Genomic DNA, 24,096 nt, shown 5'->3' with positions numbered 1-24,096 from the left:
CCGGCCGATGCGTCTGCGTGAACCGGGCTCCTCCGGGCCGATTGCCTCCGGACGCCAACGAGAAAGGGCGGCCCGTTGCCGGACCGCCCTTCTGATACGCAGATACTGTAAGAGACTTTAGCGCTTCGAGAACTGGAAGCTGCGACGGGCCTTCGCCTTGCCGTACTTCTTGCGCTCGACGACGCGGCTGTCGCGGGTCAGGAAGCCTGCTGCCTTGACCGTTGCGCGCAGCACCGGCTCGAAGCGGGTCAGGGCCTGGCTGATGCCGTGCTTGACCGCGCCGGCCTGGCCCGAAAGACCACCGCCCTTGACGGTGCAGACGACGTCGTACTGACCTTCGCGCTCGGTGATCCCGAACACCTGGTTGATGACGAGGCGCAGCGTCGGACGTGCGAAATACACTTCCTGGTCACGACCGTTGATCGTGATCTTGCCGGTGCCGGGCTTGACCCAGACGCGTGCGACGGCGTCCTTGCGACGGCCGGTCGCATAGGCGCGGCCCTGCTTGTCGAGGATCTGCTCGCGCAGCGGCATCGGCTCGCGGACGGGCTCGTTCGAGACCGGCGCTGCGATATCGCCTTCGCTGGTCGGCAGAGTCTGCTCAGCGGGGGCAGCCGGCGCGGGCTGGTTGGTCAGGCTCGCGAGATCGGCGAGCGACTGGCGGTTGTCGGACATTATGCGCCCACCTTGTTCTTGCGGTTCATGCTGCCGATGTCGAGCACGGCAGGGTTCTGTGCCTCGTGCGGATGCTCGGTGCCCTTGAAGATGCGCAGGTTGCGCATCTGCTCACGACCCAGCGGGCCGCGCGGGATCATGCGCTCGACGGCCTTTTCGAGAACACGCTCCGGGAAGCGGCCATCGAGGACCTTGGCGGCAGTGATGCCCTTGATGCCGCCGGCGTAACCGGTGTGCTTGTAATAGATCTTCTTCGCGGCCTTGTTGCCGGTGAAGCGGATCTTGTCGGCGTTGATCACGACGACGTTGTCACCGCAATCGACATGCGGGGTGAACGACACCTTGTGCTTGCCGCGCAGGACGTTGGCGATGATCGATGCGGCACGACCGACGACGAGACCTTCTGCGTCGACGATATGCCACTGCTTGTCCACCTCTGCCGGCTTTGCCGACTTGGTGGTCTTCATGAGCGCCTTCATGGGCGTTAGACCTTCCAGATTGAATGCACGCGGCCCCGAATCCGGATGCCGCGAATGCCGGCCTAATGCTGAAAGAGGCTTATCAAGTCAAGCATTCCGCCAGTTTCCTGACGGGTATTATGATACCTGTCGCCGTGTTCGGGGTGCAGTGCCGAGGGCATGGGCGGCAAAGATCGCCGCGATCAACAGTAGCGCGGCGTTGGCCTGGTGCGCGACCGCGACATGGATCTGCACGCCCGTCATCAAGGTGGCGATGCCGAGCATGATCTGCAGGGTGACCAACCCGACGACGAAGAACCCTGCGCTGCTGCCGGTCTTGGTCGCCTTGACGGCCAGCCATATGAGCCCCGTCGCTGCCGCGAAGGCGAACCAGCGATGGATGAACTGCACGACGATCGGGTTGTCGACCGCGTTGCTCCACGCCGGGTTCACCATCGGCACGCCCTCGGGGAACAGGGTGTCGCCCATCAATGGCCAGCTCGCAAAGGCGTATCCCGCATCGAGCCCGGCGGTAAACGCGCCATAGACGAGCTGCACGAACAGCAGCGCGAGCGCGAGGATCGCGACGGGCGCCATGCGGGCTGGGGCGGCAAGCGGATCACGGTGCAACGCCATCAGGTCGAGCGCGGTCCACACGATCCCCGCGAGGATCGTCAGCGCGGTCAGCAGGTGGACGGCGAGTCGAATGTGGCTGACATCGGTCCGTACCGACAGCCCGGACGCGACCATCCACCAGCCGATCGCGCCCTGGAACGCACCGAGCGCCAGCAGCGCCGACAAGCGCCAGCCGTACCCGACCGGGATCCGCTTGCGCACCGCGAACCAGATCAGTGGTGCGGCAAACGCGAGGCCGATCACGCGTCCGAGAAGCCGGTGGAGATATTCCCAGAAGAAGATCGCCTTGAACCCGCTCAACGTCATATCGGCGTTGAACGCGGCATATTCGGGGATCCGCTTGTAGTTCGCGAACTCGGCTTGCCACTGCGCGTCGTTCAGCGGTGGGATGACGCCGCTGATCGGCTTCCACTGCGTGATCGAAAGCCCCGATTCGGTCAGCCGCGTGATCCCGCCGATCACCACCATCGCGACGATCAAGCCGGCGACAATGAACAGCCAGGTCGCGACGTTGCGGGGACGGGCTTTGGTGAGGAAGGCAGCGCTGGGTTGAAGCATGGCCTGATAATACGCTGGCGAAGGGCGCGGCGCCATCGCTTCGTGATGCGCCGTTGCTTCATGTTGCTCGACCGACGGTGGTTCGAGGACGCCCAGCAACGGGAGCTCTCTACTCCCATGTTCTCCCGCGGAGGCGGGAGCCCAGGCCGGGTCCCCGCCTTCGCGGGCAAACAAGGAGGGACGAAGGGTTCCTAACGGAGCGAAGCTCGAACCCATGGGCGTCGAATCAACATCCAGACGCCTGCTCCAACACCCGTAGAAAAATCCGCCATGTGATGTTGTATCCTTTCAACGAGGCGGCTATATCCGACGGACGATGACGCCCTCGGCCACCCATACGCACCGCTTCGCCGGTCTCGACCGCTATGCGATCGGTCTTTCCGGGCTTTGCATGGTGCATTGCCTCGCGACGTCGGTGCTGGTCGCGTTGATGTCGACCGCAGGCGGCTTCCTGCTCGATCCGATCTTCCACGAAGTCGGCCTGACGATCGCGATCGGCCTCGGCGCGCTCGCACTTGGGCGCGGCGTGCTGCATCACGGCTATATGATGCCGGCGGCGATGGGGTCGCTCGGCCTCGGCATCATGGCCGGTGCGATGACGCTGCCGCATGACAGCGGCGGCGGCGAAACATTGTGGACCATCGTCGGCGTCGGCCTGCTCGCGTTCGGCCACGATCTCAATCGTCGCGCCGATACCTGAGCCGGGTTGCTGGAAACCCTCCGGCATCCTACTTCATCCAGCATGGCGCACGCCCACAACCACACCGAACCGCAAGGCGCCGACCTCACAGTCGCGGCGCAGATGACGCTCGAAAAAGCCGGCGAGCAGTGGACGACGATGCGTGCCAGCGTCTTCGCGGCGCTGTCGAGCTTCGAGAAACCGGCGTCTGCCTACGACATCGCCGAGGCCGTCTCGAAATCCGAAGGTCGCCGGGTAGCGGCCAATAGCGTGTACCGCATCCTCGACCTGTTCGTCGGCGCGAACCTCGCGCGCCGGGTCGAGAGCGCCAACGCCTATGTCGCCAACGCGCATCCGGATTGCCTGCACGACTGTATCTTCCTGGTTTGCGACTCATGCGGCCAGACGACGCACCTGGACAACGACGTGATCACGCGCGGCGTCCGCAACGCTGCCGTTGCCGCCGGCTTCTCGCCGGTCCGCCCGGTGATCGAGGTCCGCGGACGCTGCGCGGACTGCGAAGCGAACTAGACCAGCGCCTTGCCCATCCGGATCATCGGCACCGGTACGTCGCCCGGCGTCTCGATCCGTTCGATCGGCAGATAGCCGCCCGCCCGGTAGAGCGGCTCGCCCGCCAGCGTCGCCATCATCTCCGCTCGTTCGAACCCGGCATCGCGCGCCGCCGCCTCGCAAACGGACAGGACCAGGCGACCAACGCCCCGTCGCGTGAAGTCGGGATCGGTGTACATCGCCCTGATCCGCGCCGCATCGCATGCAGGATCCAGCAGGGCCGAATCGCGCAACGCGGTGCTGTGATCGCCGCCATAGAGCGTAGCCCGTCGGCTCCAGCCGCCGCACCCGGCAAGCCGCCCATCCGCTGCATGGACCAGCAGATACGTCCCATCGGCGATCAACTGCGTATCGAGGCCCATCACCGCGCGGCTTGCCGTAACCTGCGCCGGGGTAAGGAAGTCCCCTTGCAACGATCCGATCGCCCGCGCCATCAGCGTCGCGATCGCCGGGATGTCCGCTGCGACGGCAACACGGTGCGTAAAGTCCATAGTCGTGCAGATCCCGAGCAATTTCAGTGGGAATACTACCGCAATGCGACGGTAACAATCGACACGATACGCGCGCTGCTTTAAGCGATTGGGATGGCCGACCTCCCTTCGACACCGCTGCTCGATACCGTTTCGACTCCCGCCGACCTCCGCAAGCTGCGCCCCGACCAGCTCCGCCAGCTCGCCGACGAACTGCGTACCGAGACGATTTCCGCGGTCGGGACCACCGGCGGTCATCTCGGCTCGGGCCTCGGCGTGGTCGAGCTGACGACCGCGATCCACTATGTCTTCGACACGCCGCGCGACCGATTGGTGTGGGACGTCGGTCACCAATGCTATCCGCACAAGATCCTCACCGGGCGCCGCGATCGGATCCGCACGCTGCGTCAGGGTGGTGGGCTCAGTGGCTTCACCAAGCGTAGCGAGAGCGAATACGATCCGTTCGGCGCGGCGCATTCGTCGACCTCGATCTCGGCGGCACTGGGCTTTGCGGTCGCCAACAAGATCGCCGGCACGCCCGGCAAGGGCATCTCCGTGATCGGCGACGGCGCGATGTCGGCAGGCATGGCGTACGAGGCGATGAACAACGCCGAGCAGGCCGGCAACCGGCTGGTCGTGATCCTCAACGACAACGACATGTCGATCGCGCCACCGGTCGGCGGGTTGTCCGCGTACCTGTCGCGCATCGTGTCGAGCCGCGAGTTCCTCGGCTTCCGCGATCTGGCGCGCAAGCTCGCCCGCCGGCTGCCGAAGCCGATTGCGAGCGGGATGCGCAAGACCGACGAGTTCGCGCGCGGCATGACGATGGGCGGCACGCTGTTCGAGGAACTCGGCTTCTATTATGTCGGGCCGATCAACGGGCATAACCTCGAACACCTGATACCGGTGCTCGAAAATGTCCGCGATGCCGAGGAGGGGCCGATCCTCGTCCACGTCGTCACCAAGAAGGGCAAGGGCTACGCGCCCGCCGAGGCGGCCGCGGACAAATATCACGGCGTGCAGAAGTTCGACGTGATCTCCGGCGTGCAGACCAAGGCGCCGCCGGGCCCGCCGCAATACCAGAACGTGTTCGGCGCGCAGCTCGTCGCCGAGGCCGCCAAAGATCCGCGGATCTGCGCGATCACCGCGGCGATGCCGTCTGGCACCGGGCTCGATGCGTTCGCCAAGGCGTATCCCGACCGGTTCTTCGACGTCGGCATCGCCGAACAGCACGGCGTGACCTTCGCCGCCGGGCTCGCCGCGCAGGGCATGCGGCCGTTCTGCGCGATCTACTCGACGTTTCTCCAGCGCGCATACGACCAGGTCGTGCACGACGTCGCGATCCAGAACCTGCCGGTGCGGTTTGCGATCGACCGCGCGGGACTGGTCGGTGCGGACGGTGCGACTCATGCCGGGTCGTTCGACGTCACCTACCTGGCGACGCTCCCGAACTTCGTCGTGATGGCGGCGGCGGACGAGGCCGAGCTCGTCCACATGACGCACACTGCGGCGCAGTACGATACCGGCCCGATCGCATTGCGCTATCCGCGCGGCAACGGCACCGGCGTCGCGCTGCCCGAGACTCCGCAACTGCTTGAGATCGGCAAGGGGCGTGTCGTGCGCGAGGGCAAGACCGTCGCGATCCTGTCGCTCGGCACTCGGCTCGAGGAAGCGCTCAAGGCTGCCGAGGTTCTTGAAGCCAAGGGGCTGAGCACGACGGTAGCGGATCTCCGCTTCGCCAAGCCGCTCGACGTCGACCTGATCCGCAAGCTGCTGACGACGCACGAGGTCGCGGTGACGATCGAGGAGAATTCGGTCGGTGGTTTTGGCGCACACGTGCTGACGATGGCGTCTGACGAGGGCTTGATCGACGGTGGGCTCAAGCTGCGCACGCTGCGTCTGCCCGACGTGTACCAGGATCAGGACAAGCCCGAAATCCAGTATGCCGAAGCCGGACTCGACGCGACCGCGCTGGTCGATACCGTGTTGAAAGCGCTCCGCCACAATTCGGGCGGGGTCGCCGAAGCGCGCGCATGACCGGGCCGACCAAGGGCATCGCGATCATTGCGCTGGCGGTGATCGTGATGGTGTCGTTGAATATTGCGATGTGGCGGCGGATGAGGGGTGGCTTGGCTGCGGCGAAGGCCGAGCAAGCGGCGAACCCCGAACTGTTCGATGAGGACGGTTCTCGGATTTCTTGAGCACACTTTGGTAGGTAGGCACCACCCCGGCGGAGGCCGGGGCCCAATTGGTGAGGTCGCAGTAATCGAGGATGGCGCTCCGTTAGCGACGTCCCCCAGTTGGGCCCCGGCCTTCGCCGGGGTGGTCCGTTGGGGGCGACTTCACCCACCCAGATAGTGCGTCTGCGCGGCATCCGTGGCGCTCACCGCGAGAATCGACCGCGCTTTGCTTGGCGGCAAAGCCTGCCCCCGACCATCGCCACTCGCCGCGATGACGCGCTCCAGCAAGTCCTGCCCTTCACGCCACCAGCCAATCCCACTCGCGGCATTCAGATGGCCCTGCGGCCCTGCGTCGACGAAATGACTCCCCCAGTCCGCCGCCATGCTATGCGCGCGCTCTGGCGTCACCCAGGGATCGTCACTGCTCGCCACCACGATCGACGGAAACGGCAACGGCGTCCGCGGCGTCGGCGAGAAGCCCTTCAGCTCGGCCTGTGCGCCGCCACGATCGACATCGGCCGGCGCCACCAGCAACGCGCCGGCAACCGGCCATCCGTAAGGCTGGGGGCTGAGTTCCGCCCACCACGCCACCGCGAGGCACCCGAGGCTATGCGCGGCGAGGATTACCGGCGCCTGTGCCTGCCGGATAGCCTCGTCCAGTCGCGTCACCCAGGCGTTGCGGTGCGGCGTGTTCCACATGCCGAGCTCGACACGGACCGTGTCGGGCCGCGCGTCTTCCCATAACGTCTGCCAGTGCGAAGGACCCGATCCACCAAGCCCCGGTACGGTCAGGATCGTCGGCTGGACGGAATCATACGGTGCGAAACTACCCACAGCACTTCTCCTTCTCCAAAACCTCGTTCTTCGAGGTTGGGAGCGTGGCCGAAGACGCTCTAGGGTACGCCATCCGGTCACGATCCCATGCCCTGAACGTAATCCTACTCATTCGGTAGGCAATGGCATTGCGGCGAAAGGAAGGCAGCTTGCGGCAATCGGATCGGACGGCGATACGCACGCCATGGTGAAGGTACGTGCAGACCAGATGCTGGTCGACAGAGGGCTGGTCGAGTCGCGGACGCGCGCGCAGGCGCTGATCATGGCGGGCCTCGTGTTCGCGGGAACGAAGAAGGTCGACAAGCCCGGTCAGACGCTGCCCGATGACGTCCTCCTCGATGTTCGCGGGCGCGACCACCCCTGGGTCTCGCGCGGCGGCATCAAGCTCGCCCACGGCCTCGCGCACTTCGGCTGGGACGTTACCGGCGCGGTCGCGGTCGACGTTGGCTCCTCGACCGGCGGCTTCACCGACGTCATGCTGAAGAGCGGCGCAACCAAAGTGTACGCGGTCGACAGCGGCACCAACCAGCTCGCCTGGTCGCTCCGGCAGGACGAGCGCGTCGTCGTCCACGAACAGACCAGCGCACGGATCCTCACGTCCGTCCATATCCCCGAGCCCATCGACCTGATCGTCTGCGATGCGAGCTTCATCGGCTTGGCGAAGGTGCTCGAACGGCCGATGTCCTTCGCCAAGCCCGATGCGCGGTTGATGGCGCTGGTGAAGCCACAGTTCGAGGCGGGCCGCGGCGAAGTGGGGAAGGGCGGTGTCGTCCGCGACCCGGCCATCCACCAGCGGGTCTGCGACGAGGTGGCGGAATGGCTGACGGGGCAGGGCTGGCACGTCGAGGGCGTGGTCGAGAGCCCGATCACCGGACCCGAGGGTAATGTCGAATTCCTGATCGCGGCGCGTCATGACGGCGATCTGCCGCCGCCCGTCGTGCCGGAATGAACCACTAGCGGAACGATTGTCGCGCAAGCACGGTTTACGCACCGCCAAATGCGCGCCAGGACGTGGCCGCGTAGAGACGGAAGGACGTGTGTGGGCGGTATCGCTTCGAAGGGCCAGTTGAGGATGTCGTTCCTCCGCTGGGCGGTCGTGACCGTCCCGCTGATCCTGTTGCTTGGCTTTGTATCCGGTCGATCCGTCGCAGTCGGCAGTGAGAACGCCTGGTACGTCGCGCTCGCCAAGCCCGCGCTGACGCCACCTGGCTGGGTGTTTCCGGTCGCCTGGACGACGCTCTACATCCTGATCGGTCTTGCGCTCGCGATGATCCTGAACGCACGGGGAGCCCGTCTGCGCGGCCTCGCCGTCGCGGTGTTCGTCGCGCAGTTCGCCCTCAACCTTGCCTGGACGCCGATGTTCTTCGGCGCTCACCGGATCGGCGCGTCGGTACTGGTCATCGTCGCGATGCTCGCGCTGTCGATCGCCGCGACCGTCGTGTTCGCGCGGATCCGGCCGGCCGCTGCGTGGCTGATGGTCCCGTATATGGTCTGGATCAGCTTTGCGGGCGTGCTCGCGTTCAGCATCGGCCGATTGAACCCCGGTGCCGAGACCCTTGCACCCGCCGGTCATACGTCCCAAATGCTGTGACGAACTGATCGTACGGGAATTTGAAGCAATGCAGTCCGAAAACCGCGTGTACGACGATATCGTCAAGGTCTTGAACGGCGCGGCCGGTACGCTTGCTGGCGTGGGTCGCGAAGCCGGCTCGGGTGCCCGCGAACGGGCGCGCGAATGGCTCGGCGGGCTCGACTTTGTCAGCCGCGAAGAGTTCGACGCGGTCAAGGCGATGGCCGCAGCCGCACGCGACGAAAACGATGTGCTGAAGGCACGTCTGGACGCGCTCGAAGCGAAATCGACGGTAAATGCGCCGGCCGAGGCGTCGGTCGACTGACTTTTCCACAGTTTTCCGCAGAATCGGGACCAACGGGGTTGCCGTGGCGTTTTTGCCTCGGCACCCCTTGTCGTGCGATAAGGACCGCCAGGACCCTATGATGCTCGACCAAGTAGACCACGACCACGAAGACGCCGCCCCGATCGACATGCTCGAAAGCTACTATGCCGCGCATGGCTGGGAGCATGAGCGTCACGAGGACGAGATCGTCGCGACCGTCAAAGGGAGCTGGACGACGTATGAATTGCGGGCGTTGTGGCGCGACGACGACAGCGTGCTGCAATTCCTGGCGTTTCCCGACATCAAGGTCCCCGATGAGCGCCGGCACGCGGTCTACGAGACGATGGGGCTGGTCAACGAACAGCTCTGGATCGGTCACTTCGAACTCTGGTCGACCAGTGGCGTCCTGTTGTTCCGGCACGCGGCGATGGTCGATGGCGGCGATGACGGGACGATGTCGCTCGAGGCGGCGGAACTTCTGGTCGAGTCGGCGATCGAGGAATGCGAGCGCTTCTACCCGGTATTCCAGTTCGTGCTGTGGGGCGGGAAGACGCCCAAGGACGCGATTGCGGCGGCGCTGATCGAAACGCACGGCGAGGCATGAGCGTCCCGGTGGGGCCGATCTGGCTGATCGGTTGCGGCAACATGGGTGGCGCGATGCTGCGGCGCTGGATCGCGGCCGGGCTCGATCCGGCAAGCGTGACGGTGATCACCCGAAGCGGCAAGGGCGCCCCCGAGGGCGTCCGCTCGCTGACCGCGCTTCCCGACGAAGCGGCGCCCGCCACGCTGATGCTCGCGCTCAAGCCGCAGCAGATCGACGCCGCGCAAGCCTTGCTGGAGCCGCTGCGGGGTGCGCCGGCGCTGTTGCTTTCGATCCTGGCGGGCGTGGATCACGCGGCTTTGTCCAACCGGTTTACCGCCGACACGATCGTGCGCGCGATGCCCAATCTGCCGGTCGCGATCGGCAAGGGCGTAACGTCGCTCTACACGGTCGGCGCGTCGGACGCGGCGATCGCCGCGGCAGAAGCCTTCGCGGCCCCGCTCGGTCATTACGAATGGATCGCCGACGAAGCGCATTTCGACGCGGTCACGGCGCTCGCAGGATGTGGCCCGGGCTTCGTGTTCCGGTTCGCCGACGCGCTTGCCAGCGCGGGCGCCGCGCTCGGTCTGCCTGCAGACCAGGCCGCCCGCTTCGCCATCGCCACGCTCGAAGGCGCCGCGATAATGGCCGCCGCTGCGGACGTATCACCCGCCGTGCTCGCCGACCGCGTCGCCAGCCCGGGCGGATCGACCCGCGAGGGCATGAACGTCCTCGACCGCGACGATGCGCTCGTCACGCTGCTGACCGCGACGCTCGCCGCATCGGAACGCCGCAACGCCGAAATGGCCGCCGCCGCGCGCTAGGTCTGGATAGAGAATTGGCTGGGGCGGCAGGGTTCGAACCTGCGCATGGCGGCATCAAAAGCCGCTGCCTTACCACTTGGCGACGCCCCAACAGAGGCGGCCTTATAGCGGGGCCGCCGGATGTGAAAAGCCCTTCCGAGGCTTAATCGGCAAGATGATGCAGCCAGTTGTTTTCGTCCGGTGCCGTACCGCGCTGGATCGAGACGAGCGCGTCGCGCATCCGCATGGTCATCTGTCCGGGGCCGCCGCTGCCGATCGTGAAGCGCCCCTCCGGGCTCGCCACGGTACCGATCGGCGTCACCACCGCCGCGGTGCCGCAGGCGAACGCCTCGACCAGCCGGCCGCTCGCCGCATCGGCGCGCCACTGGTCGATCGAATACGCCTCTTCGCGCACGGTGATGCCCTGCGCGCGGGCGAGCGTCAGGATCGAATCCCGCGTGATGCCGGGCAGGATCGTGCCGGTCAGGGCCGGCGTGGCCATGCTGCCGTCATCGAATACGAAGAAGATGTTCATGCCGCCGAGTTCCTCGACCCAGCGGCGTTCGGCGGCGTCGAGGAAGACGACCTGGTCGCAGCCGTTGCGGATCGCCTCGGACTGCGCGAGCAGGCTGGCGGCGTAGTTGCCGCCGCATTTGGCGGCACCGGTGCCACCCTGCGCTGCCCGCGTGTAATGCTGGCTCACCCAGATCGAAACGGTCGGCGCGCCACCCTTGAAATAGGCGCCGACCGACGAGGCGAGCACCATGTACAGATATTCCGACGACGGCTTCACGCCCAGGAACACTTCGGAGGCGAACATGAACGGCCGCAGGTACAGTGCGCCGCCATCGCTGTCGGGGATCCAGTTCGCATCGGTCCTGACCAGCCGCTCGACCGATTCGAGGAACAGGTCTTCGGGCAGTTCGGGCATCGCCAGACGCCGCGCCGAATCCTGGAAACGGCGCGCGTTAGCCTCAGGGCGGAACAGCGCGGTACCGCCATCGGCCAGCCGGTACGCCTTCATCCCCTCGAAGATCTCCTGCGCATAATGCAGCACCGACGAGGCGGGATCGATCGTCAGCGGCGCGCGTGCGGTGATGCGCGCGTCGTGCCAGCCCTCGGCATCGCTATAGCGGATCATCGCCATGTGATCGGTAAAGACCCGGCCGAACCCCGGATCGATCAGCCGTTTAGCCCGCTCGTTCGCCTCGACCGGAGTCGCATTCTGTTCGTGCCGGAAGGCGGAGGTCGGCGCAAAAGCTGAAGCGGACATCGAATTCTCTCTCGTGGCGGGTTGCCGACGACTACGGGCGATGTCTAAACCGGTCAACATGCCTGCCACAGCGTCGTCTGCTTCACCCCTGTTCCTCCGCGAACCCGAACTCCGCCGCGGCATGGAGCTGTTGTATTTCGGCTATAGCCACCTGACCCGGTCGATCGACCAGGGACTTGCCGAGGAGGGGCTGGGTCGCGCGCATCATCGTGCCTTGTATTTCATCGCGCGCAGGCCCGACATGACGGTCAGCGAATTGCTGTCGTTGCTGGCGATCACGAAGCAGTCGCTGGGCCGCGTTTTGAACGAACTGGCGGAGCGCAAGCTGGTCGAGACCCGGCCGGGCGAGCGCGATCGGCGCCAGCGGTTGCTGCGCCTGACCGCCGAGGGCTCGAAGATGGAACGCGAGCTTTTCGAGGCGGCTCGGGTGCGGATGGCTGCGGCCTATGCGAATGCGGGGCAGAGCGCGGTGTCGGGATTCTGGGCAGTGCTGGAGGGGTTGGTCCCCGAGGCGGATCGATCGCAGGTCTTCGGCCTGCGCAGCTAGCAACGCGCATATCGGCGGCGGAAGACCGGGCTGGCGGGACAATTTCCGTTGACGTCGCGACCAGGGTTGTGGCACTCGGCGCTCGATCGAGAGCCGGTTCGCAACGCGTACCGTACGGCAGAGATCGCCGTGACGCGGGTGTAGCTCAATGGTAGAGCTTTTGCTTCCCAAGCAAGTGACGAGGGTTCGATTCCCTTCACCCGCTCCATTCTTCTGCTGATACTCGGGGTCGTCGCCAAGAGCGCGCCGCCGCCCTCCGCCTGATACGAAGGGCGGCCTCGTCTCAGCGCTGCGCTATCCCGGCCTTCGCCAACGCATCCGCCCAAAGGCCATAGCCCGCTTCGTCGGGATGCGTCCCGTCGGGCAGCAGCGTGCGGTTCAGGCTGCCGTCCGGCTTCAGGAACCCTGCACCGATGTGGATGTAGCGAATGCCGCCATCCTGCGCGTAGCGGGCGGCGAGCAGCCGGTTGGTCTGCGCGATCGCCACCCGCAACGGATCGGCGGGCGTGTCGCCGCGCGGGAAGATCGCCATGACCGCGATGCGACTGCGCGGCGACCGGGCGCGGACGTCCCTTACGATCGCGTCGACCCCCGCCGCGACTTCGGCCGGCGTGCTGGCTCGCGCATTGTCGGTACCGGTCAGGTTGTTGGTGCCGATGTTGAGTACCACCCATTCCGGCGTCATGCCGTCGAATTCCCCGGCGCGCAGCCGCCACAACACGTTCTGCGTCCGGTCCCAGCCAAAGCCGAGATTGGCGACCGGCGTCGACCCGAAGGCCCTTTGCCAGGCTTGCGCACCACTGACGCGCGCGGCGGCTGGTGCGCCCGCCCAGAAATGCGTGATCGAATCGCCGATCATGACGACGCGCGGCTTCATGCCCTTCAGCGCGAGCACCTCCGCATGCCGCGCGTACCAGTCGTAGGAATCGGTCTCGAGCTTCGGCACCGGGATGATCGCGGTATTGATGTCGGTCATCGCCGGCAACCGCACGCGCGGCGGCTCGCCGATCAGCTTGGCCAGGGTCGGTTCGATCGCCTCCGCCATCATGCGCTGGCTGACCGTGTCGGGATGCAACGGCTTGCCGTGCTGGGGCAGGCGGGGGTCGTAGAACAGCGCGCCGTTCAGCGTGCCGTCCGGTTTTCCGAAGACCGTCCCGATATCGAGATAGGCGACCCGGGCATCGACCGCATAGCGCCGCGCGAGATAGGCGTTGACGGCGGCATCGGTCGCCGACTTCGCCGGCGTTATCCCGCTCGGCAGCAGCCCCAGCAGCAGGATCTTCGTTTCGGGCAGCCGCTGCTCCAGTTCGTCGACCACGGCATCGATCCCGGCCTGCGTCTGCGCGGCGGTCTGACCGGCACCGTTGGTGTCGTTGGTACCGATCAGCAGGACGACCGCCTTCGGATGCAGCCCCGCTATCTCGCCGTGCCGGAGACGCCAGAGGACGTTCGCCGTGGTGTCGCCGCTGAACCCGAGGTTGAGCGCGTTGCGCGGGGCGTAGAACGTCGCCCAGGTCGGCGCGAAATTCTCGTCCGGCGGCGTCGCCTTGTCGTAATTGTTGGTGATCGAATCGCCGATCAGAACGACTGTGGAATCTGGGCGTTTCGCAACGGTCGCCAGGATCGCCGCGTGACGATCTGCCCACCAGCGCTGATCGAGGCGGTCGCTCGCCGCAACGGCCAGCGTCGTTCCACCGGATGCCGGCCGGGCTGGCGTCGCCGCCGCCGTACCGAGGAGGAGCGCGGGCGCCAGCCACAGGGACGCGGTGCGAAATGTCATAAGATGGGTCCAGTCGGTGTCATGAAGCCGTTCGTCTGCGTTTCGGGGGCGCCGCGACGGACAGGCTGGGATTGAGGGGCGCGGTGGCAGGGTCGTACCAGCCCAGCGCTTGGGAAATCTGCACGGCGGTGCTTTTCAGCGCGAGCAGCGCTTCGTCCGCCGAGATGTGCGGCGTTTCGTCGATGACCTCCAGGAACGGCACGGTCAGCGCGGCGACGACCTGGCCGTCATAGCCGAAGATCGGGCAACTCATGTCGGAGACGCCGGCGATGCGGGCGCTCTGGATCCGTTCGTGTCCGCGCTCGCGGGTCGCGGCAAGCCGGGCATCGAGTTCGGCGCTGGCAGCGTCGTCGCTCGGCGTGCCGGTCGATTCCAGGACAGTCGCGCGTCGTTCTTCAGTCATGAACGCGAGCAGGACGTGCCCCGAGCAGTTCGTCGCCAGCGCGATGCTGGTCCCGAGCCGCACCGCGAAGCCGGTCGGTCCGGGGCTTTCCTGGCGCAGGATGATGAGACCCTCGACGCCGTTGACGACGACCAAGTGGCAGGACTGCATCGCGGTCGCCGACAGCGCCTGCATCAGCGGCGCGGCGACATGCGTCAGTTCCTGCGCCGGCGTCGCGCGGTGCGCGGTCTCCAGCAATTTGTAGGTCGCCCGGTACCGATCGCTCGCCGCGTCCTTGTGCAGCCAACCGCGGCGGTCGAGCACGACGATCACGCGGAAGAGCTCGCTGATCGAGCGCACAAGGCGGTTGGCGATTTCGCTGACGGTCAGGCCACTGGGCTCGGTCGCGAGGAGCTCGATGATGTCGATCGCCTTCTCCAGCGCCGGTGCCGAATAGATGCGCGGGCCGGCGCTGTCGGTGTCCGGCTGGGATTGCGGCTGTTGCTGGTACTGGGGAGCGGACATGACTGAGGCGATCGTGGTTGTAGGCGCAAACCTTATGCCGCAAGCGCCGCGCGCCGATACAGCAATCTTTCATATCTGAAAGTTGCTGCCCTAGGTATTGGCTTGCTAGGGGAGGCCATACGCCGCGATTTCGGGATCGATGTGCATAATATGGGAGACGCTGCATGACGATCGCATCGACGCTCGATTTCCGCGAGGCGGCCCGTAGGCGCCTGCCGCGCTTCCTGTTCGATTATGCCGATGGCGGCTCCTATGCGGAGGCGACGCTGGCGCGCAACGTCAGCGACCTGTCGGGGATCGCGCTGCGCCAGCGGGTCCTGCGCGACGTGTCCGATCTCGATCTGTCGACGACGCTGTTCGGCCAGCATCAAGCGCTGCCGCTCGGGCTCGGGCCGGTCGGGATCGCGGGCATGTACCATCGTCGTGGCGAGACGCAGGCGGCGCGGGCCGCGCATGCCGCGGGCGTGCCGTTCTGCCTGTCCACGGTCTCGCTCTGTTCACTGGGCGAGGTGGTGAAGGCTGCGCCGACCGGCCCGACCTGGTTCCAGCTCTATGTCATCCGCGACCGCGCGTTCATGCGCGATCTGCTCGCCACGGCTAAGGCGCAAGGCGCGAAGGCGCTGGTCTTCACGGTCGACATGCCGGTGCCGGGCGCGCGCTACCGCGATCAGCATTCGGGGATGTCGGGCCCGCGCGCACCGCTGCGCCGGATGCTGCAGGCGATGGGCCGTCCCGGCTGGGCGTGGGACGTGGGCTTGCGCGGGCGACCGCACCAGCTCGGCAATCTGGAGCCGGTGCTGGGCAAGGCGAGCGGACTGAACGATTACATGGGCTGGCTCGGCAGCAATTTCGATCCGTCGATCGCGTGGAAGGATCTCGAATGGATCCGCGAAGGCTGGGACGGACCGCTGATCATCAAGGGCATCCTCGATCCCAACGACGCGCGCGAGGCGGCGGCGATCGGCGCGGACGGGATCGTCGTGTCGAACCATGGCGGGCGGCAGCTCGACGGCGTGCTGTCGAGCGCGGCGGCACTGCCGGCGATCGCGGAGGCGGTGAAGGGGCAGCTGACGGTGCTGGCGGATTCGGGCGTGCGGTCGGGGCTCGACGTGGTGCGGATGCTGGCGCTTGGGGCGGACGGCGTGCTGTTGGGGCGGGCGTGGCTGTATGCGCTGGCGGCGCGGGGGGAGGCGGGGGTGACGCAATTGCTGACGCTGATCGAGCGCGAGATGCGCGTGGCGATGGCGTTGACGGGGGTGCGGTCTATCGCCGAGATCGACCGGGGTATTCTGGTCTGAGGCGGGTCCTCCCAAGGCTTGCTTGACGCTCACGCACGCCAACAAAGGCAACCACCCCGGCGGAGGCCGGGGCCCAATTGGGGGACGGAGGTAACGGGGCGCCGCGCTACGTCACGACGGCCTTTCCAATTGGGGCCCGGCCTTCGCCGGGGTGGTGATTAGTGGCGAGGTCCTGCCAACCGTCTTTGCCTTGCGGTGCTCCGTTGCTCAGTGGATCGTCGGTGGCACCATCTCACCCGACAGCGTCCGCCCGGCCTTCACCGCGAACGCCAGCACCACCAGGAAGCACACCGACGGTACCAGCATCGCGGTATCGATCCCGGCGAGGTCGGAGATATGCCCCATCAGCCCGGTCAGCACCGCGCCACCGATGATCGCCATGATGATCAGCGACGCGCCCGCGCGACGGAGCGGGCCGAGTCCGTCCATGCCGAGCGCGAAGATCGTCGGAAACTGGATCGACATGAACAGGCTGGCAAGAACCAGCGCGTACAGCCCGATTTGCCCGCCGGCGAGGCCCGCGATGCCTGCCAGCACGGCACTCACCACCGCGAAGATCGCCAGCAGGCGAGGGGGGGCGATCCGGCCCATCAAAGCGGTACCGGCAAACCGGCCGATCCCGAACAGCACGAGGCTGGCGAACAGATAATCCGCGGCATCATGCTCGGCCATGCCGGGCACGTTCGCCTGCGCATAGCGGATCGTGTAGCTCCACATCCCCACCTGCGCGCCGACGTAGAAGAACTGCGTGATCGTCGCGAAGATCAGCCGCGGGTGCCGGAACACGTCGACGAACCGCGAGGGTGCGCCGACGGTCTCTTCGGCGCGATGCTCGGGAAAGCGGATCACCGCGGCGGCGACCGCGAACAGCAGCACGACGAGGCCGATCACCAGGTACGGGGTCTGCACCGCGACGACTTCGCTGCGATAGAAGGCCTCGCGCGCCGCCGGGCTCATCGCCGCGACCGTCGCCTCGTCGTGGACGATCGCCGACAGGATGAAATACTTGCCGATCAGCACGCCCGCGACCGTCCCCACCGGGTTCGCCGCCTGGGCCCAGTTGAGCCGCTTGGCCGCGGTCGTCGGGTCGCCCAGTTCTGTCATCAGCGGGTTCGCCGACGTCTCGAGGAACGCCAGCCCGCACGCGATCACGAACAGCGCGGCGAGGAAATACAGATACTCGCCGTAATGGGCGGCGGGATAGAAGAGCAGCGCACCTGCGGCGTACAGGACAAGCCCGGTGACGATCGCCGTCTTGTAGCCCTTCGCCCGCGTCACCAGCGCCGCCGGCACCGCGAGCAGGAAATAGCCCATGTAGAAGGCCTGCTGGACGAAGCTCGTCTGGAAATCCGAAAGCGTGAACGCCTTCTTGAACTGCGCGATCAGGATGTCGTTGAGGTTGTTCGCCATCCCCCAGAGGAAGAACAAAGCGACCGTCAGCACGATCGCCGGCACATATTTCCTGTCGGCGGTCGTTCCGCGCATTGCTCCACTCCTGATTTTGTTTTTGTTCGTCAGTCTATCGCACGGTCGAGATGGGTATAGCCGCCATCGACATAGAGCCATTGCCCGGTCGTATGGCTCGCCCGGTCGGACAGCAGGAACACCACCGTATCGGCGATCTCGCGGTCCTCGGTCATGCGGTGGCCGAGCGGTATGCGCGAGACGATGCCGTCGAGCTTGGCCTGCGGATCGTCGAACGTGTCGATCCAGCGCCGGTAGAGCGGCGTCATCACTTCGGCCGGGATCACCGCGTTGACGCGGATCCCGTCGCCCCGCAGCGCGACCGCCCATTCGCGGGTCAGCGCCAGTTGCGCACCCTTGGCGGCGGCATAGGCGCTGGTGTCACCCTGGCCGGTGACCGCGGTCTTCGACGAGATGTTGACGATCGCGCCGCCGGTCTTGCGCAGATGCGGCACCGCGTGATGCGCCATCGCGAAATAATGGACGAGGTTCTGGTCGAGCGAGGCGCGGAATTCGGCCGGCGTTCGGTCCAGCCCGATATTGTCGTTGGCACCGGCATTGTTCACCAGCCCGTCGATCCGGCCATAGCGTGCGACCGCCGCTTCGACCGCCGCCGCGCACGCATCGTCGTCGGACAATTCGGTGGCGACGAACAGATGCTCGGCCGCGAAATCGTCGGGTGCGCTCCGCGATACGATCACCGGGATCGCGCCTTCCTCGGCCAGCCCGCGCGCGATGGCGAGGCCGATACCGGCCCCGCCACCCGTGACGATCACGACCCTGCCGTCGAGCCCGAGCTTCATCCGGCGAACCGATAGTCGACCAGCGACTGCGGCTTCATCTGGATCGAATAGCCCGGCAGCGTCGGCGGCATGTAGGCTGCGTCACGGATCACGCAGGGGTCGACGAAATGCTCGTGGAGATGGTCGACATACTCGATCACGCGCCCCTCCTTGGTCCCGGAGAAGCACAGATAGTCGATCATCGACAGATGCTGGACATATTCGCACAGGCCGACGCCGCCGGCATGCGGACACACCGGCAGGTCGTACCTGGCCGCGAGCAGCAGCACCGCCAGCACCTCGTTGACGCCGCCGAGACGGCAACTGTCGATCTGCACGACGTCGATCGCGCCCGCCGCCATGAACTGTTTGAACATGATGCGGTTCTGGCACATCTCGCCGGTCGCGACCTTCACCTCGCCGATCGCGTTGCGGATCGCCTGGTGGCCGAGGATATCGTCGGGGCTGGTCGGTTCCTCGATGAACCACGGTTTGGCGAAGGCGAGCGCGTTGACCCACTCGATCGCCTGCGGAACGTCCCACACCTGGTTCGCGTCGATCATCAGCTTCCGGTTGGGCCCGAGCACTTCGCGCGCGATCGTGAGGCGACGGATATCGTCCTCGAGATCGCGACCGACCTTCAGCTTGATGTAGTCGAACCCGGCGTCGACGGCTTCCTGCGCGAGCCGGCGCAGCTTTTCGTCGGGATAGCCGAGCCACCCCGCCGACGTCGTGTAGCAGGGGAAACCGGTCGCCTCGAGATCGGCGATCCGCGCGGCCTTGCCCTCCGCGCGCTTGGTCAGCAGCGTGAGAGCGTCTTCCGGCGTGATCGCATCGGTCAGGTACCGGAAGTCGATCGTCCGGACCAATTCCTCCGGCGTCATGTCCGCGACGAGGCGCCAGACCGGCTTGCCGACCGCCTTCGCCCACAAATCCCAGATCGCGTTGACGACCGCGCCGGTCGCGAGGTGGATCGCGCCCTTGTCGGGGCCGATCCAGCGCAACTGGCTGTCGCCGGTCAGGTGCCGCCACATCCGCCCCGGATTCTCGATGATCCAGTCGAGGTCGAGCCCGATCACGAGATGCCGCATCGCCTCGATCGCGGCGACGCAGATGTCGTTGCCGCGGCCGATCGTGAAGGTCAGGCCGTGACCCTCAAGACCGTCCGTATCCGTGTCGAGCACCACATAAGCGGCCGAGTAATCCGGATCTGGGTTCATCGCGTCGGAGCCGTCGAGCCCCGCGCTGGTCGGGAAACGAAGGTCGATCGTCCGCAGACCGGTGATGGTCGTCATGCGGCGGCGACCATCGTCTGCGTCTGCTCGCCAAGGCCATCGATACCAAGCCGCACGGTCTGGCCCGCGCGCAGATACACCGGCGGCTTCTGGCCGAGGCCAACGCCCTTCGGCGTACCGGTCGAGATGATGTCGCCGGCTTCGAGCGTGCAGAAGTCGCTGAGGTAGGAGACGATCGTGGCGACGTCGAAGATCATGTTGGCGGTCGTGCCGTCCTGATAGCGATGGCCGTCGACTTCGAGCCACAGGCCCAGCTTTTGGGGATCGCCGACCTCGTCCGCGGTGACGAGCCACGGACCGATCGGCCCGAACGTGTCACAGCCCTTGCCCTTGTCCCACGTGCCGCCACGCTCGAGCTGGAACGCACGCTCGGACACGTCGTGGACGACGCAATAGCCAGCGACATGCGACAGCGCGTCTTCCTCGGCGATATGGCGCCCGGGCGTGCCGATGACGACGCCGAGTTCGACTTCCCAGTCGGTCTTTTCAGAGCCGCGCGGGATCTCGACATCGTCGTTCGGGCCCTGGATCGCGCTGGTCCATTTGCCGAACACGACCGGCTCGGCGGGGAGGGCCATGTTGCTCTCGGCGGCGTGGTCCGAATAATTCAGGCCGATGCAGATGAACTTGCCGGTGCGCGTGACGCACGGCCCGATCCGCGGCGCGCCGTCAACCTTGGGCAAGGTCGTCACGTCGAGCGCGGCGATCTTCGCGAGGCCCTCGGGAGACAGCAGGCCGCCGGCGATGTCGCCCAGCTCCGCGGGCAGCGCGCGGATCGCGCCGTCCTGATCGAGAATGCCGGGCTTTTCCTGGCCGCGCGGGCCGTAACGCAGTAATTTCATCGGATGATCCTTAGTTGACCCAGCCGCCGTCGATCACGTGGACCGCGCCGGTGGTGAAGCTCGATTCGTCGCTGGCGAGATACAGGAACAGCGCGGCGATCTCCTCGGCGCGTCCCAGCCGGCCCATCGGCTGGCGCGCGACGAACGCCGCGTCCGCCTCGCCGACCGAAATGCCCTGCGTCCCCGCCTGCGAGACGATCCGTTCGCGCAGCGACGGGGTCTCGATCGTGCCCGGGCACACGCAGTTGCAGCGAATTCCGCGGCCGACGAAATCGGCGGCAATCGCCTTGGTCAGTCCGACCACCGCCGCCTTCGATGCGCCGTAAGCGTAGCGATTGGGGATGCCCTTCACGCTCGATGCGATGCTGCTCATGTTGACGATCGCGCCGCCGCCCCGCGCCAGCATGCCCGGCAGGAACGCGCGGGTCATGCGGTGCATCGCGTGGACGTTGAGGTCGAACGACAGCATCCAGTCGTCGTCGCTGCCTTGCAGGATGTCGCCCGCTGCAACGAAGCCGGCGACGTTGGCGAGAACGTCGATGTCGCCGATCGTGGTGGGCAAAGCGGCGATCGCGCTGGCGTCGAGCAGGTCGACGACGAGACGGTCGACGCCGTCGATCGCCTGCAGCGCATCGCCGTCGCGGTCGAGCGCGAAGACCCGTGCGCCCTCGTCACGGAAACGTTCTGCGGTGGCGCGGCCGATGCCTTGTGCCGCCGCGGTCACTACCGCGGTCTTGCCGGACAGTCTCATTCCATCTCCTGCGCGTCGTTATGCTTCGGCTCAGTTTTATTAGTCAAAGTGGCTTTTGGAAAGGGGCGGGTTCGCTATTGTCTGACGAATACGCCGCTACGAAGGGATTTCCGTGACGTACCGCATCGTTACCGCGCTCGACCTGGTCACCGACGCAGCGCTGATCGCCGCTTATCGCGAACGACACGCGCCGGACGCCGTGTGGCCCGAGGTCGTGCGCGACATCGTCCAGCGGGGGTATCGAGAGATGGAGATCTGGCAGGTCGCCGACCGGCTCGTGATGATCGCCGAGGTCGAGGAGGATTTTCCGCGCGCCGCCGATCCCGCGGTACAGCCGGTGATCGCGTCGTGGGAGGCGGAGATGGACGCCTATCAGAAGCCACTCGATCCCTCGGGACCGAAATGGGCGGTCATGGAGCGGATTTTCTCGCTCGCCGATCAGACCGCCGGCTGATCCATTTCCCGACTGATGTCGTTAGGGCGTGAGCGTCACGAAGCTGTCCATCACGCGCTTGCGGCCCGACTGTTCGAAATCGATCTCCAGCTTGTTGCCTTCGATCTCTGCGATCAGCCCGTAGCCGAATTTCTGGTGGAAGACGCGCATGCCGAGCGACAAGTCGTCTCGCCCCTTGTTGCCGAGGCTGACCGCGCTCGAACGGCTTTCGACGACGCGCGCCGGTTTCGCGGAGAAGGTGCTGCCGGTGCCCGCCGCCCGTTGCCAGCCGGGGCCCCGGCCGGTGCCGCGCGCGACATCGGCGAACGGATCGGCGCGATCGGACCAGTTCGCCTGCCACAGGCTCGCGCCGCCCGACATCGTCGTTTCCGTGTCGATATGTTCGGCGGGAAGTTCAGCGACGAAGCGGCTCGGGATCGACGAGTTCCACTGGCCATAGATGCGGCGGTTGGCGGCGTGGATGATGACCGCCAGCCGCCGTGCACGCGTGATCGCGACATAGGCGAGACGACGTTCCTCCTCGAGGCTCTTTACGCCGCCTTCGTCGAGCGAGCGCTGCGACGGGAACAGGCCTTCCTCCCAGCCGACCAGGAACACCGTGTCGTATTCGAGACCCTTGGCGGCGTGGATGGTCATGATCGTGACCTGCGGATCCTGCGCGCCGCCTTCGTTGTCCATCACCAGCGAGACGTGCTCCAGGAACGCGCCGAGCGAGTCATACTCCTCCATCGCGCGGACGAGTTCGCTGAGGTTCTCCAGGCGACCGGTGGCTTCGACCGATTTCTCGGCCTGGTACATCGCGGTATAGCCGCTTTCGTCGAGCAATTGCCGGGCGAGTTCGGCGTGCGGCAGGCTGGTCGCCATGTCGCGCCAGCGGGCGATGTCGCCGACCAGGCGGCCGAGCGATTTCTTTGCCGCGCCGGTCAGTTCGTCGGTGTCGAGGATGCGCGCGGCGGCGGTGGTCAGCGGCGTGCCGGTGGCCCGCGCGAGCTGGTGAATGCGCGCGACCGCCTTGTCGCCGAGCCCGCGCTTGGGGACGTTGACGATGCGTTCGAAGGCGAGATCGTCCGCCGGCTGGTTGACGACGCGCAGATACGCCAGCGCGTCGCGGATTTCGGCGCGTTCGTAGAAGCGGAAGCCGCCAACGATCTTGTACGGCATGCCGACCGCGATGAAGCGGTCCTCGAACTCGCGCGTCTGGTGCTGGGCGCGGACCAGGATCGCGACCTCGTCGAGACTCTTGCCCGAGCGGCGGACGATGTCGATCTCCTCGCCGACCCGCCGCGCTTCCTCGGGGCCGTCCCAGACGCCGATGACCTTAACCTTCTCGCCGACGTCGAGCTCAGTCCACAACTGCTTCCCCAGCCGGCCGCCATTGTTGGCGATCACGCCCGACGCAGCGCCCAGAATATGCGGCGTACTCCGATAGTTCTGTTCAAGCCGGATGACCTTCGCCCCCGGAAAATCGCGCTCGAACTTGAGGATATTCTCGACCTGCGCGCCCCGCCACGAATAGATCGACTGGTCGTCGTCGCCGACGCAGGCGATGTTCTTGCGCTCCTGCGCGAGCAGCCGCAGCCAGAGATATTGCGACGAGTTGGTGTCCTGATACTCGTCGACCATGATGTATTTGAAACGCTGCTGGTACAGGCTCAGCACGTCGCGGTGCGTCTTCAGGATGACCAGCATGTGCAGCAGCAGGTCGCCGAAATCGCACGCATTCAGCGCGATCAGCCGCGCCTGATATTGCTGGTACAATTCGCCGCCACGACCATTGGCGTAGCGCTCGCTCTCGCCCGCATCGATGTCGGCGGGGACGAGGCCCTTGTTCTTCCACTGGTCGATCAGCCCGGCGAGGCTGCGGGTCGGAAAGCGCTTTTCGTCGATGTCGGCGGCGAGGATGAGCTGCTTCAGCAAACGCAACTGGTCGTCGGTATCGAGGATGGTGAAGTTGGATTGCAGCCCCACCAGTTCGGCGTGGCGACGCAGCATCTTCGCGGCGATCGCGTGGAAGGTACCGAGCCACGGCATGCCCTCGACCGCGTCGCCAACCAGCCGACCGACCCGCTCGCGCATCTCGCGCGCGGCCTTGTTGGTGAAAGTGACGCTCAGGATTTCCGACGGCCACGCCTTCTTGGTGAAGATCAGGTGCGCGAGCCGTGCGGTGAGCGCGGCGGTCTTGCCGGTGCCGGCGCCCGCGATGATCAGCACAGGGCCATCGGTCGTCAGCACGGCCTCGCGCTGCGGCGGATTGAGACCGCGGAGATAGGGAGGCTCTGCTTGCGGCGCGGACGTTTGGGCGATCTGGTTCACCCGTGAACAGGTAGGGAACGCACGGCAATGGGGCAAGCGCGTATGACTTGCA

The 24,096-nt window shown here is 66.2% G+C and carries 26 protein-coding genes and 2 tRNA genes; 13 read left to right on the top strand and 15 right to left on the bottom strand.

What is annotated here, in order from left to right:
* Positions 1-117: 117 nt before the first annotated feature.
* From rpsI to SJY41_RS09520, 3 genes are all read right to left on the bottom strand, one after another.
* Positions 118-675 (bottom strand): 30S ribosomal protein S9, encoded by a 558-nt coding sequence (gene rpsI, locus SJY41_RS09530; protein WP_380781152.1) that lies wholly within the window; start codon positions 673-675, stop codon positions 118-120.
* Positions 675-1,154, bottom strand: coding sequence for a 50S ribosomal protein L13 (gene rplM, locus SJY41_RS09525; RefSeq protein ID WP_082441436.1), 480 nt, complete (start codon positions 1,152-1,154; stop codon positions 675-677). Before rplM ends, rpsI begins: the two co-directional genes overlap by 1 nt.
* Before the next feature lie 117 nt (positions 1,155-1,271).
* On the bottom strand, positions 1,272-2,327 hold the full coding sequence (locus SJY41_RS09520) for a COX15/CtaA family protein (protein ID WP_380784098.1): 1,056 nt from the start codon (positions 2,325-2,327) through the stop codon (positions 1,272-1,274).
* Positions 2,328-2,643: 316 nt separating this feature from the next.
* Between SJY41_RS09520 and SJY41_RS09515 the strand changes: the two genes are divergently transcribed.
* Entirely contained in the window at positions 2,644-3,027 is a 384-nt protein-coding gene (locus tag SJY41_RS09515; protein WP_380781150.1) for a MerC domain-containing protein, read from the top strand.
* A gap of 42 nt (positions 3,028-3,069) precedes the next feature.
* Entirely contained in the window at positions 3,070-3,537 is a 468-nt protein-coding gene (locus tag SJY41_RS09510) for a Fur family transcriptional regulator (RefSeq protein WP_380781148.1), read from the top strand.
* Here the strand turns inward: SJY41_RS09510 and SJY41_RS09505 are convergent.
* Positions 3,534-4,067 (bottom strand): GNAT family N-acetyltransferase, encoded by a 534-nt coding sequence (locus SJY41_RS09505; RefSeq protein ID WP_380781146.1) that lies wholly within the window; start codon positions 4,065-4,067, stop codon positions 3,534-3,536. The genes SJY41_RS09510 and SJY41_RS09505 overlap by 4 nt on opposite strands.
* A 93-nt stretch (positions 4,068-4,160) precedes the next feature.
* Between SJY41_RS09505 and dxs the strand changes: the two genes are divergently transcribed.
* Together dxs and SJY41_RS09495 are read left to right on the top strand one after the other, a co-directional pair.
* Complete coding sequence (dxs, locus tag SJY41_RS09500) at positions 4,161-6,083, top strand: 1-deoxy-D-xylulose-5-phosphate synthase (RefSeq protein ID WP_380781144.1); 1,923 nt, start codon at positions 4,161-4,163, stop codon at positions 6,081-6,083.
* Positions 6,080-6,247, top strand: a complete 168-nt coding sequence (locus tag SJY41_RS09495; RefSeq protein WP_380781142.1) for a hypothetical protein — start codon at positions 6,080-6,082, stop codon at positions 6,245-6,247. Before dxs ends, SJY41_RS09495 begins: the two co-directional genes overlap by 4 nt.
* Before the next feature lie 141 nt (positions 6,248-6,388).
* On the opposite strand, the gene SJY41_RS09490 is transcribed toward SJY41_RS09495, so the two are convergent.
* Complete coding sequence (locus tag SJY41_RS09490; RefSeq protein ID WP_380781140.1) at positions 6,389-7,060, bottom strand: RBBP9/YdeN family alpha/beta hydrolase; 672 nt, start codon at positions 7,058-7,060, stop codon at positions 6,389-6,391.
* 184 nt (positions 7,061-7,244) lie between these two features.
* On the opposite strand from SJY41_RS09490, the gene SJY41_RS09485 reads away from it, so the two are divergent.
* The 5 genes from SJY41_RS09485 to SJY41_RS09465 all read left to right on the top strand — a co-directional run bounded on the left by SJY41_RS09485 (position 7,245) and on the right by SJY41_RS09465 (position 10,359).
* On the top strand, positions 7,245-8,009 hold the full coding sequence (locus SJY41_RS09485; RefSeq protein WP_380781138.1) for a TlyA family RNA methyltransferase: 765 nt from the start codon (positions 7,245-7,247) through the stop codon (positions 8,007-8,009).
* Positions 8,010-8,132: 123 nt separating this feature from the next.
* Entirely contained in the window at positions 8,133-8,651 is a 519-nt protein-coding gene (locus SJY41_RS09480) for a TspO/MBR family protein (RefSeq protein ID WP_380784097.1), read from the top strand.
* A gap of 28 nt (positions 8,652-8,679) precedes the next feature.
* Positions 8,680-8,955 carry an accessory factor UbiK family protein gene (locus tag SJY41_RS09475; protein ID WP_380781136.1) on the top strand — a complete coding sequence of 92 codons (276 nt, stop codon included), beginning with the start codon at positions 8,680-8,682 and terminating at the stop codon, positions 8,953-8,955.
* 100 nt (positions 8,956-9,055) lie between these two features.
* Complete coding sequence (locus tag SJY41_RS09470; RefSeq protein ID WP_380781134.1) at positions 9,056-9,559, top strand: YbjN domain-containing protein; 504 nt, start codon at positions 9,056-9,058, stop codon at positions 9,557-9,559.
* A complete protein-coding gene (locus SJY41_RS09465) occupies positions 9,556-10,359 on the top strand; it encodes a pyrroline-5-carboxylate reductase family protein (protein WP_380781132.1) in 804 nt (267 codons plus the stop codon). Before SJY41_RS09470 ends, SJY41_RS09465 begins: the two co-directional genes overlap by 4 nt.
* A gap of 15 nt (positions 10,360-10,374) precedes the next feature.
* On the opposite strand, the gene SJY41_RS09460 is transcribed toward SJY41_RS09465, so the two are convergent.
* Positions 10,375-10,449: transfer RNA gene (locus SJY41_RS09460), tRNA-Gln, on the bottom strand.
* 52 nt (positions 10,450-10,501) lie between these two features.
* On the bottom strand, positions 10,502-11,611 hold the full coding sequence (locus SJY41_RS09455; RefSeq protein ID WP_380781130.1) for a branched-chain amino acid aminotransferase: 1,110 nt from the start codon (positions 11,609-11,611) through the stop codon (positions 10,502-10,504).
* 40 nt (positions 11,612-11,651) lie between these two features.
* On the opposite strand from SJY41_RS09455, the gene SJY41_RS09450 reads away from it, so the two are divergent.
* Both SJY41_RS09450 and SJY41_RS09445 read left to right on the top strand, forming a co-directional pair.
* Positions 11,652-12,158: a MarR family transcriptional regulator gene (locus SJY41_RS09450; protein WP_380781127.1), complete on the top strand. Its 507-nt coding sequence runs from the start codon at positions 11,652-11,654 to the stop codon at positions 12,156-12,158.
* A gap of 134 nt (positions 12,159-12,292) precedes the next feature.
* A tRNA-Gly gene (locus tag SJY41_RS09445) sits at positions 12,293-12,366 on the top strand.
* A gap of 75 nt (positions 12,367-12,441) precedes the next feature.
* Here the strand turns inward: SJY41_RS09445 and SJY41_RS09440 are convergent.
* Positions 12,442-13,938 carry a GDSL-type esterase/lipase family protein gene (locus SJY41_RS09440; protein ID WP_380781125.1) on the bottom strand — a complete coding sequence of 499 codons (1,497 nt, stop codon included), beginning with the start codon at positions 13,936-13,938 and terminating at the stop codon, positions 12,442-12,444.
* Between the two features lie 19 nt (positions 13,939-13,957).
* Positions 13,958-14,845, bottom strand: coding sequence for an IclR family transcriptional regulator (locus SJY41_RS09435; protein WP_380781123.1), 888 nt, complete (start codon positions 14,843-14,845; stop codon positions 13,958-13,960).
* 164 nt (positions 14,846-15,009) lie between these two features.
* Here SJY41_RS09435 and lldD point away from each other — a divergent pair, with 164 nt between their 5' ends.
* Complete coding sequence (gene lldD / locus SJY41_RS09430) at positions 15,010-16,143, top strand: FMN-dependent L-lactate dehydrogenase LldD (RefSeq protein WP_380781121.1); 1,134 nt, start codon at positions 15,010-15,012, stop codon at positions 16,141-16,143.
* A 207-nt stretch (positions 16,144-16,350) separates the two neighbouring features.
* Here the strand turns inward: lldD and fucP are convergent, their stop codons facing one another.
* The 5 genes from fucP to SJY41_RS09405 are packed head-to-tail and all read right to left on the bottom strand — an operon-like array spanning position 16,351 to position 21,277.
* The gene (fucP, locus tag SJY41_RS09425; RefSeq protein ID WP_380781119.1) at positions 16,351-17,628 is read right to left on the bottom strand and encodes an L-fucose:H+ symporter permease; all 1,278 of its coding nucleotides are present in this window, start codon (positions 17,626-17,628) and stop codon (positions 16,351-16,353) included.
* Positions 17,629-17,657: 29 nt separating this feature from the next.
* Positions 17,658-18,410 (bottom strand): SDR family oxidoreductase, encoded by a 753-nt coding sequence (locus tag SJY41_RS09420; protein WP_380781118.1) that lies wholly within the window; start codon positions 18,408-18,410, stop codon positions 17,658-17,660.
* Complete coding sequence (locus tag SJY41_RS09415; protein WP_380781116.1) at positions 18,407-19,684, bottom strand: L-fuconate dehydratase; 1,278 nt, start codon at positions 19,682-19,684, stop codon at positions 18,407-18,409. Before SJY41_RS09415 ends, SJY41_RS09420 begins: the two co-directional genes overlap by 4 nt.
* On the bottom strand, positions 19,681-20,526 hold the full coding sequence (locus SJY41_RS09410; protein WP_380781114.1) for a fumarylacetoacetate hydrolase family protein: 846 nt from the start codon (positions 20,524-20,526) through the stop codon (positions 19,681-19,683). Before SJY41_RS09410 ends, SJY41_RS09415 begins: the two co-directional genes overlap by 4 nt.
* 10 nt (positions 20,527-20,536) lie before the next feature.
* On the bottom strand, positions 20,537-21,277 hold the full coding sequence (locus SJY41_RS09405; RefSeq protein ID WP_380781111.1) for an SDR family oxidoreductase: 741 nt from the start codon (positions 21,275-21,277) through the stop codon (positions 20,537-20,539).
* Between the two features lie 112 nt (positions 21,278-21,389).
* On the opposite strand from SJY41_RS09405, the gene SJY41_RS09400 reads away from it, so the two are divergent.
* Positions 21,390-21,731 carry an L-rhamnose mutarotase gene (locus SJY41_RS09400; RefSeq protein ID WP_380781109.1) on the top strand — a complete coding sequence of 114 codons (342 nt, stop codon included), beginning with the start codon at positions 21,390-21,392 and terminating at the stop codon, positions 21,729-21,731.
* Positions 21,732-21,752: 21 nt separating this feature from the next.
* Here SJY41_RS09400 and SJY41_RS09395 read toward each other — a convergent pair whose 3' ends face one another.
* Positions 21,753-24,035 carry an ATP-dependent helicase gene (locus SJY41_RS09395; RefSeq protein WP_380784096.1) on the bottom strand — a complete coding sequence of 761 codons (2,283 nt, stop codon included), beginning with the start codon at positions 24,033-24,035 and terminating at the stop codon, positions 21,753-21,755.
* Positions 24,036-24,096: the final 61 nt, after the last annotated feature.

This window comes from Sphingomonas sp. R86520 (assembly GCF_042466285.1).
GTDB lineage: Bacteria > Pseudomonadota > Alphaproteobacteria > Sphingomonadales > Sphingomonadaceae > Sphingomonas.
The sequence above is the reverse complement of the archived record's forward strand: the minus strand, read 5'-3'. Positions and strand labels throughout refer to the sequence as shown.

Coding starts and splice junctions, on each gene's coding strand:
- SJY41_RS09450 (WP_380781127.1), top strand. CDS start 11,652: ATGTCTAAACCGGTCAACATGCCTGCCACAGCGTCGTCTGCTTCACCC.
- SJY41_RS09415 (WP_380781116.1), bottom strand. CDS start 19,684: ATGACGACCATCACCGGTCTGCGGACGATCGACCTTCGTTTCCCGACC.
- SJY41_RS09515 (WP_380781150.1), top strand. CDS start 2,644: ATGACGCCCTCGGCCACCCATACGCACCGCTTCGCCGGTCTCGACCGC.
- SJY41_RS09485 (WP_380781138.1), top strand. CDS start 7,245: ATGGTGAAGGTACGTGCAGACCAGATGCTGGTCGACAGAGGGCTGGTC.
- fucP (WP_380781119.1), bottom strand. CDS start 17,628: ATGCGCGGAACGACCGCCGACAGGAAATATGTGCCGGCGATCGTGCTG.
- SJY41_RS09510 (WP_380781148.1), top strand. CDS start 3,070: ATGGCGCACGCCCACAACCACACCGAACCGCAAGGCGCCGACCTCACA.
- SJY41_RS09470 (WP_380781134.1), top strand. CDS start 9,056: ATGCTCGACCAAGTAGACCACGACCACGAAGACGCCGCCCCGATCGAC.
- lldD (WP_380781121.1), top strand. CDS start 15,010: ATGACGATCGCATCGACGCTCGATTTCCGCGAGGCGGCCCGTAGGCGC.
- SJY41_RS09405 (WP_380781111.1), bottom strand. CDS start 21,277: ATGAGACTGTCCGGCAAGACCGCGGTAGTGACCGCGGCGGCACAAGGC.
- SJY41_RS09410 (WP_380781114.1), bottom strand. CDS start 20,526: ATGAAATTACTGCGTTACGGCCCGCGCGGCCAGGAAAAGCCCGGCATT.
- SJY41_RS09475 (WP_380781136.1), top strand. CDS start 8,680: ATGCAGTCCGAAAACCGCGTGTACGACGATATCGTCAAGGTCTTGAAC.
- SJY41_RS09520 (WP_380784098.1), bottom strand. CDS start 2,327: ATGCTTCAACCCAGCGCTGCCTTCCTCACCAAAGCCCGTCCCCGCAAC.
- SJY41_RS09505 (WP_380781146.1), bottom strand. CDS start 4,067: ATGGACTTTACGCACCGTGTTGCCGTCGCAGCGGACATCCCGGCGATC.
- SJY41_RS09420 (WP_380781118.1), bottom strand. CDS start 18,410: ATGAAGCTCGGGCTCGACGGCAGGGTCGTGATCGTCACGGGTGGCGGG.
- SJY41_RS09435 (WP_380781123.1), bottom strand. CDS start 14,845: ATGTCCGCTCCCCAGTACCAGCAACAGCCGCAATCCCAGCCGGACACC.
- SJY41_RS09465 (WP_380781132.1), top strand. CDS start 9,556: ATGAGCGTCCCGGTGGGGCCGATCTGGCTGATCGGTTGCGGCAACATG.
- SJY41_RS09480 (WP_380784097.1), top strand. CDS start 8,133: ATGTCGTTCCTCCGCTGGGCGGTCGTGACCGTCCCGCTGATCCTGTTG.
- SJY41_RS09440 (WP_380781125.1), bottom strand. CDS start 13,938: ATGACATTTCGCACCGCGTCCCTGTGGCTGGCGCCCGCGCTCCTCCTC.
- rplM (WP_082441436.1), bottom strand. CDS start 1,154: ATGAAGGCGCTCATGAAGACCACCAAGTCGGCAAAGCCGGCAGAGGTG.
- dxs (WP_380781144.1), top strand. CDS start 4,161: ATGGCCGACCTCCCTTCGACACCGCTGCTCGATACCGTTTCGACTCCC.
- rpsI (WP_380781152.1), bottom strand. CDS start 675: ATGTCCGACAACCGCCAGTCGCTCGCCGATCTCGCGAGCCTGACCAAC.
- SJY41_RS09495 (WP_380781142.1), top strand. CDS start 6,080: ATGACCGGGCCGACCAAGGGCATCGCGATCATTGCGCTGGCGGTGATC.
- SJY41_RS09455 (WP_380781130.1), bottom strand. CDS start 11,611: ATGTCCGCTTCAGCTTTTGCGCCGACCTCCGCCTTCCGGCACGAACAG.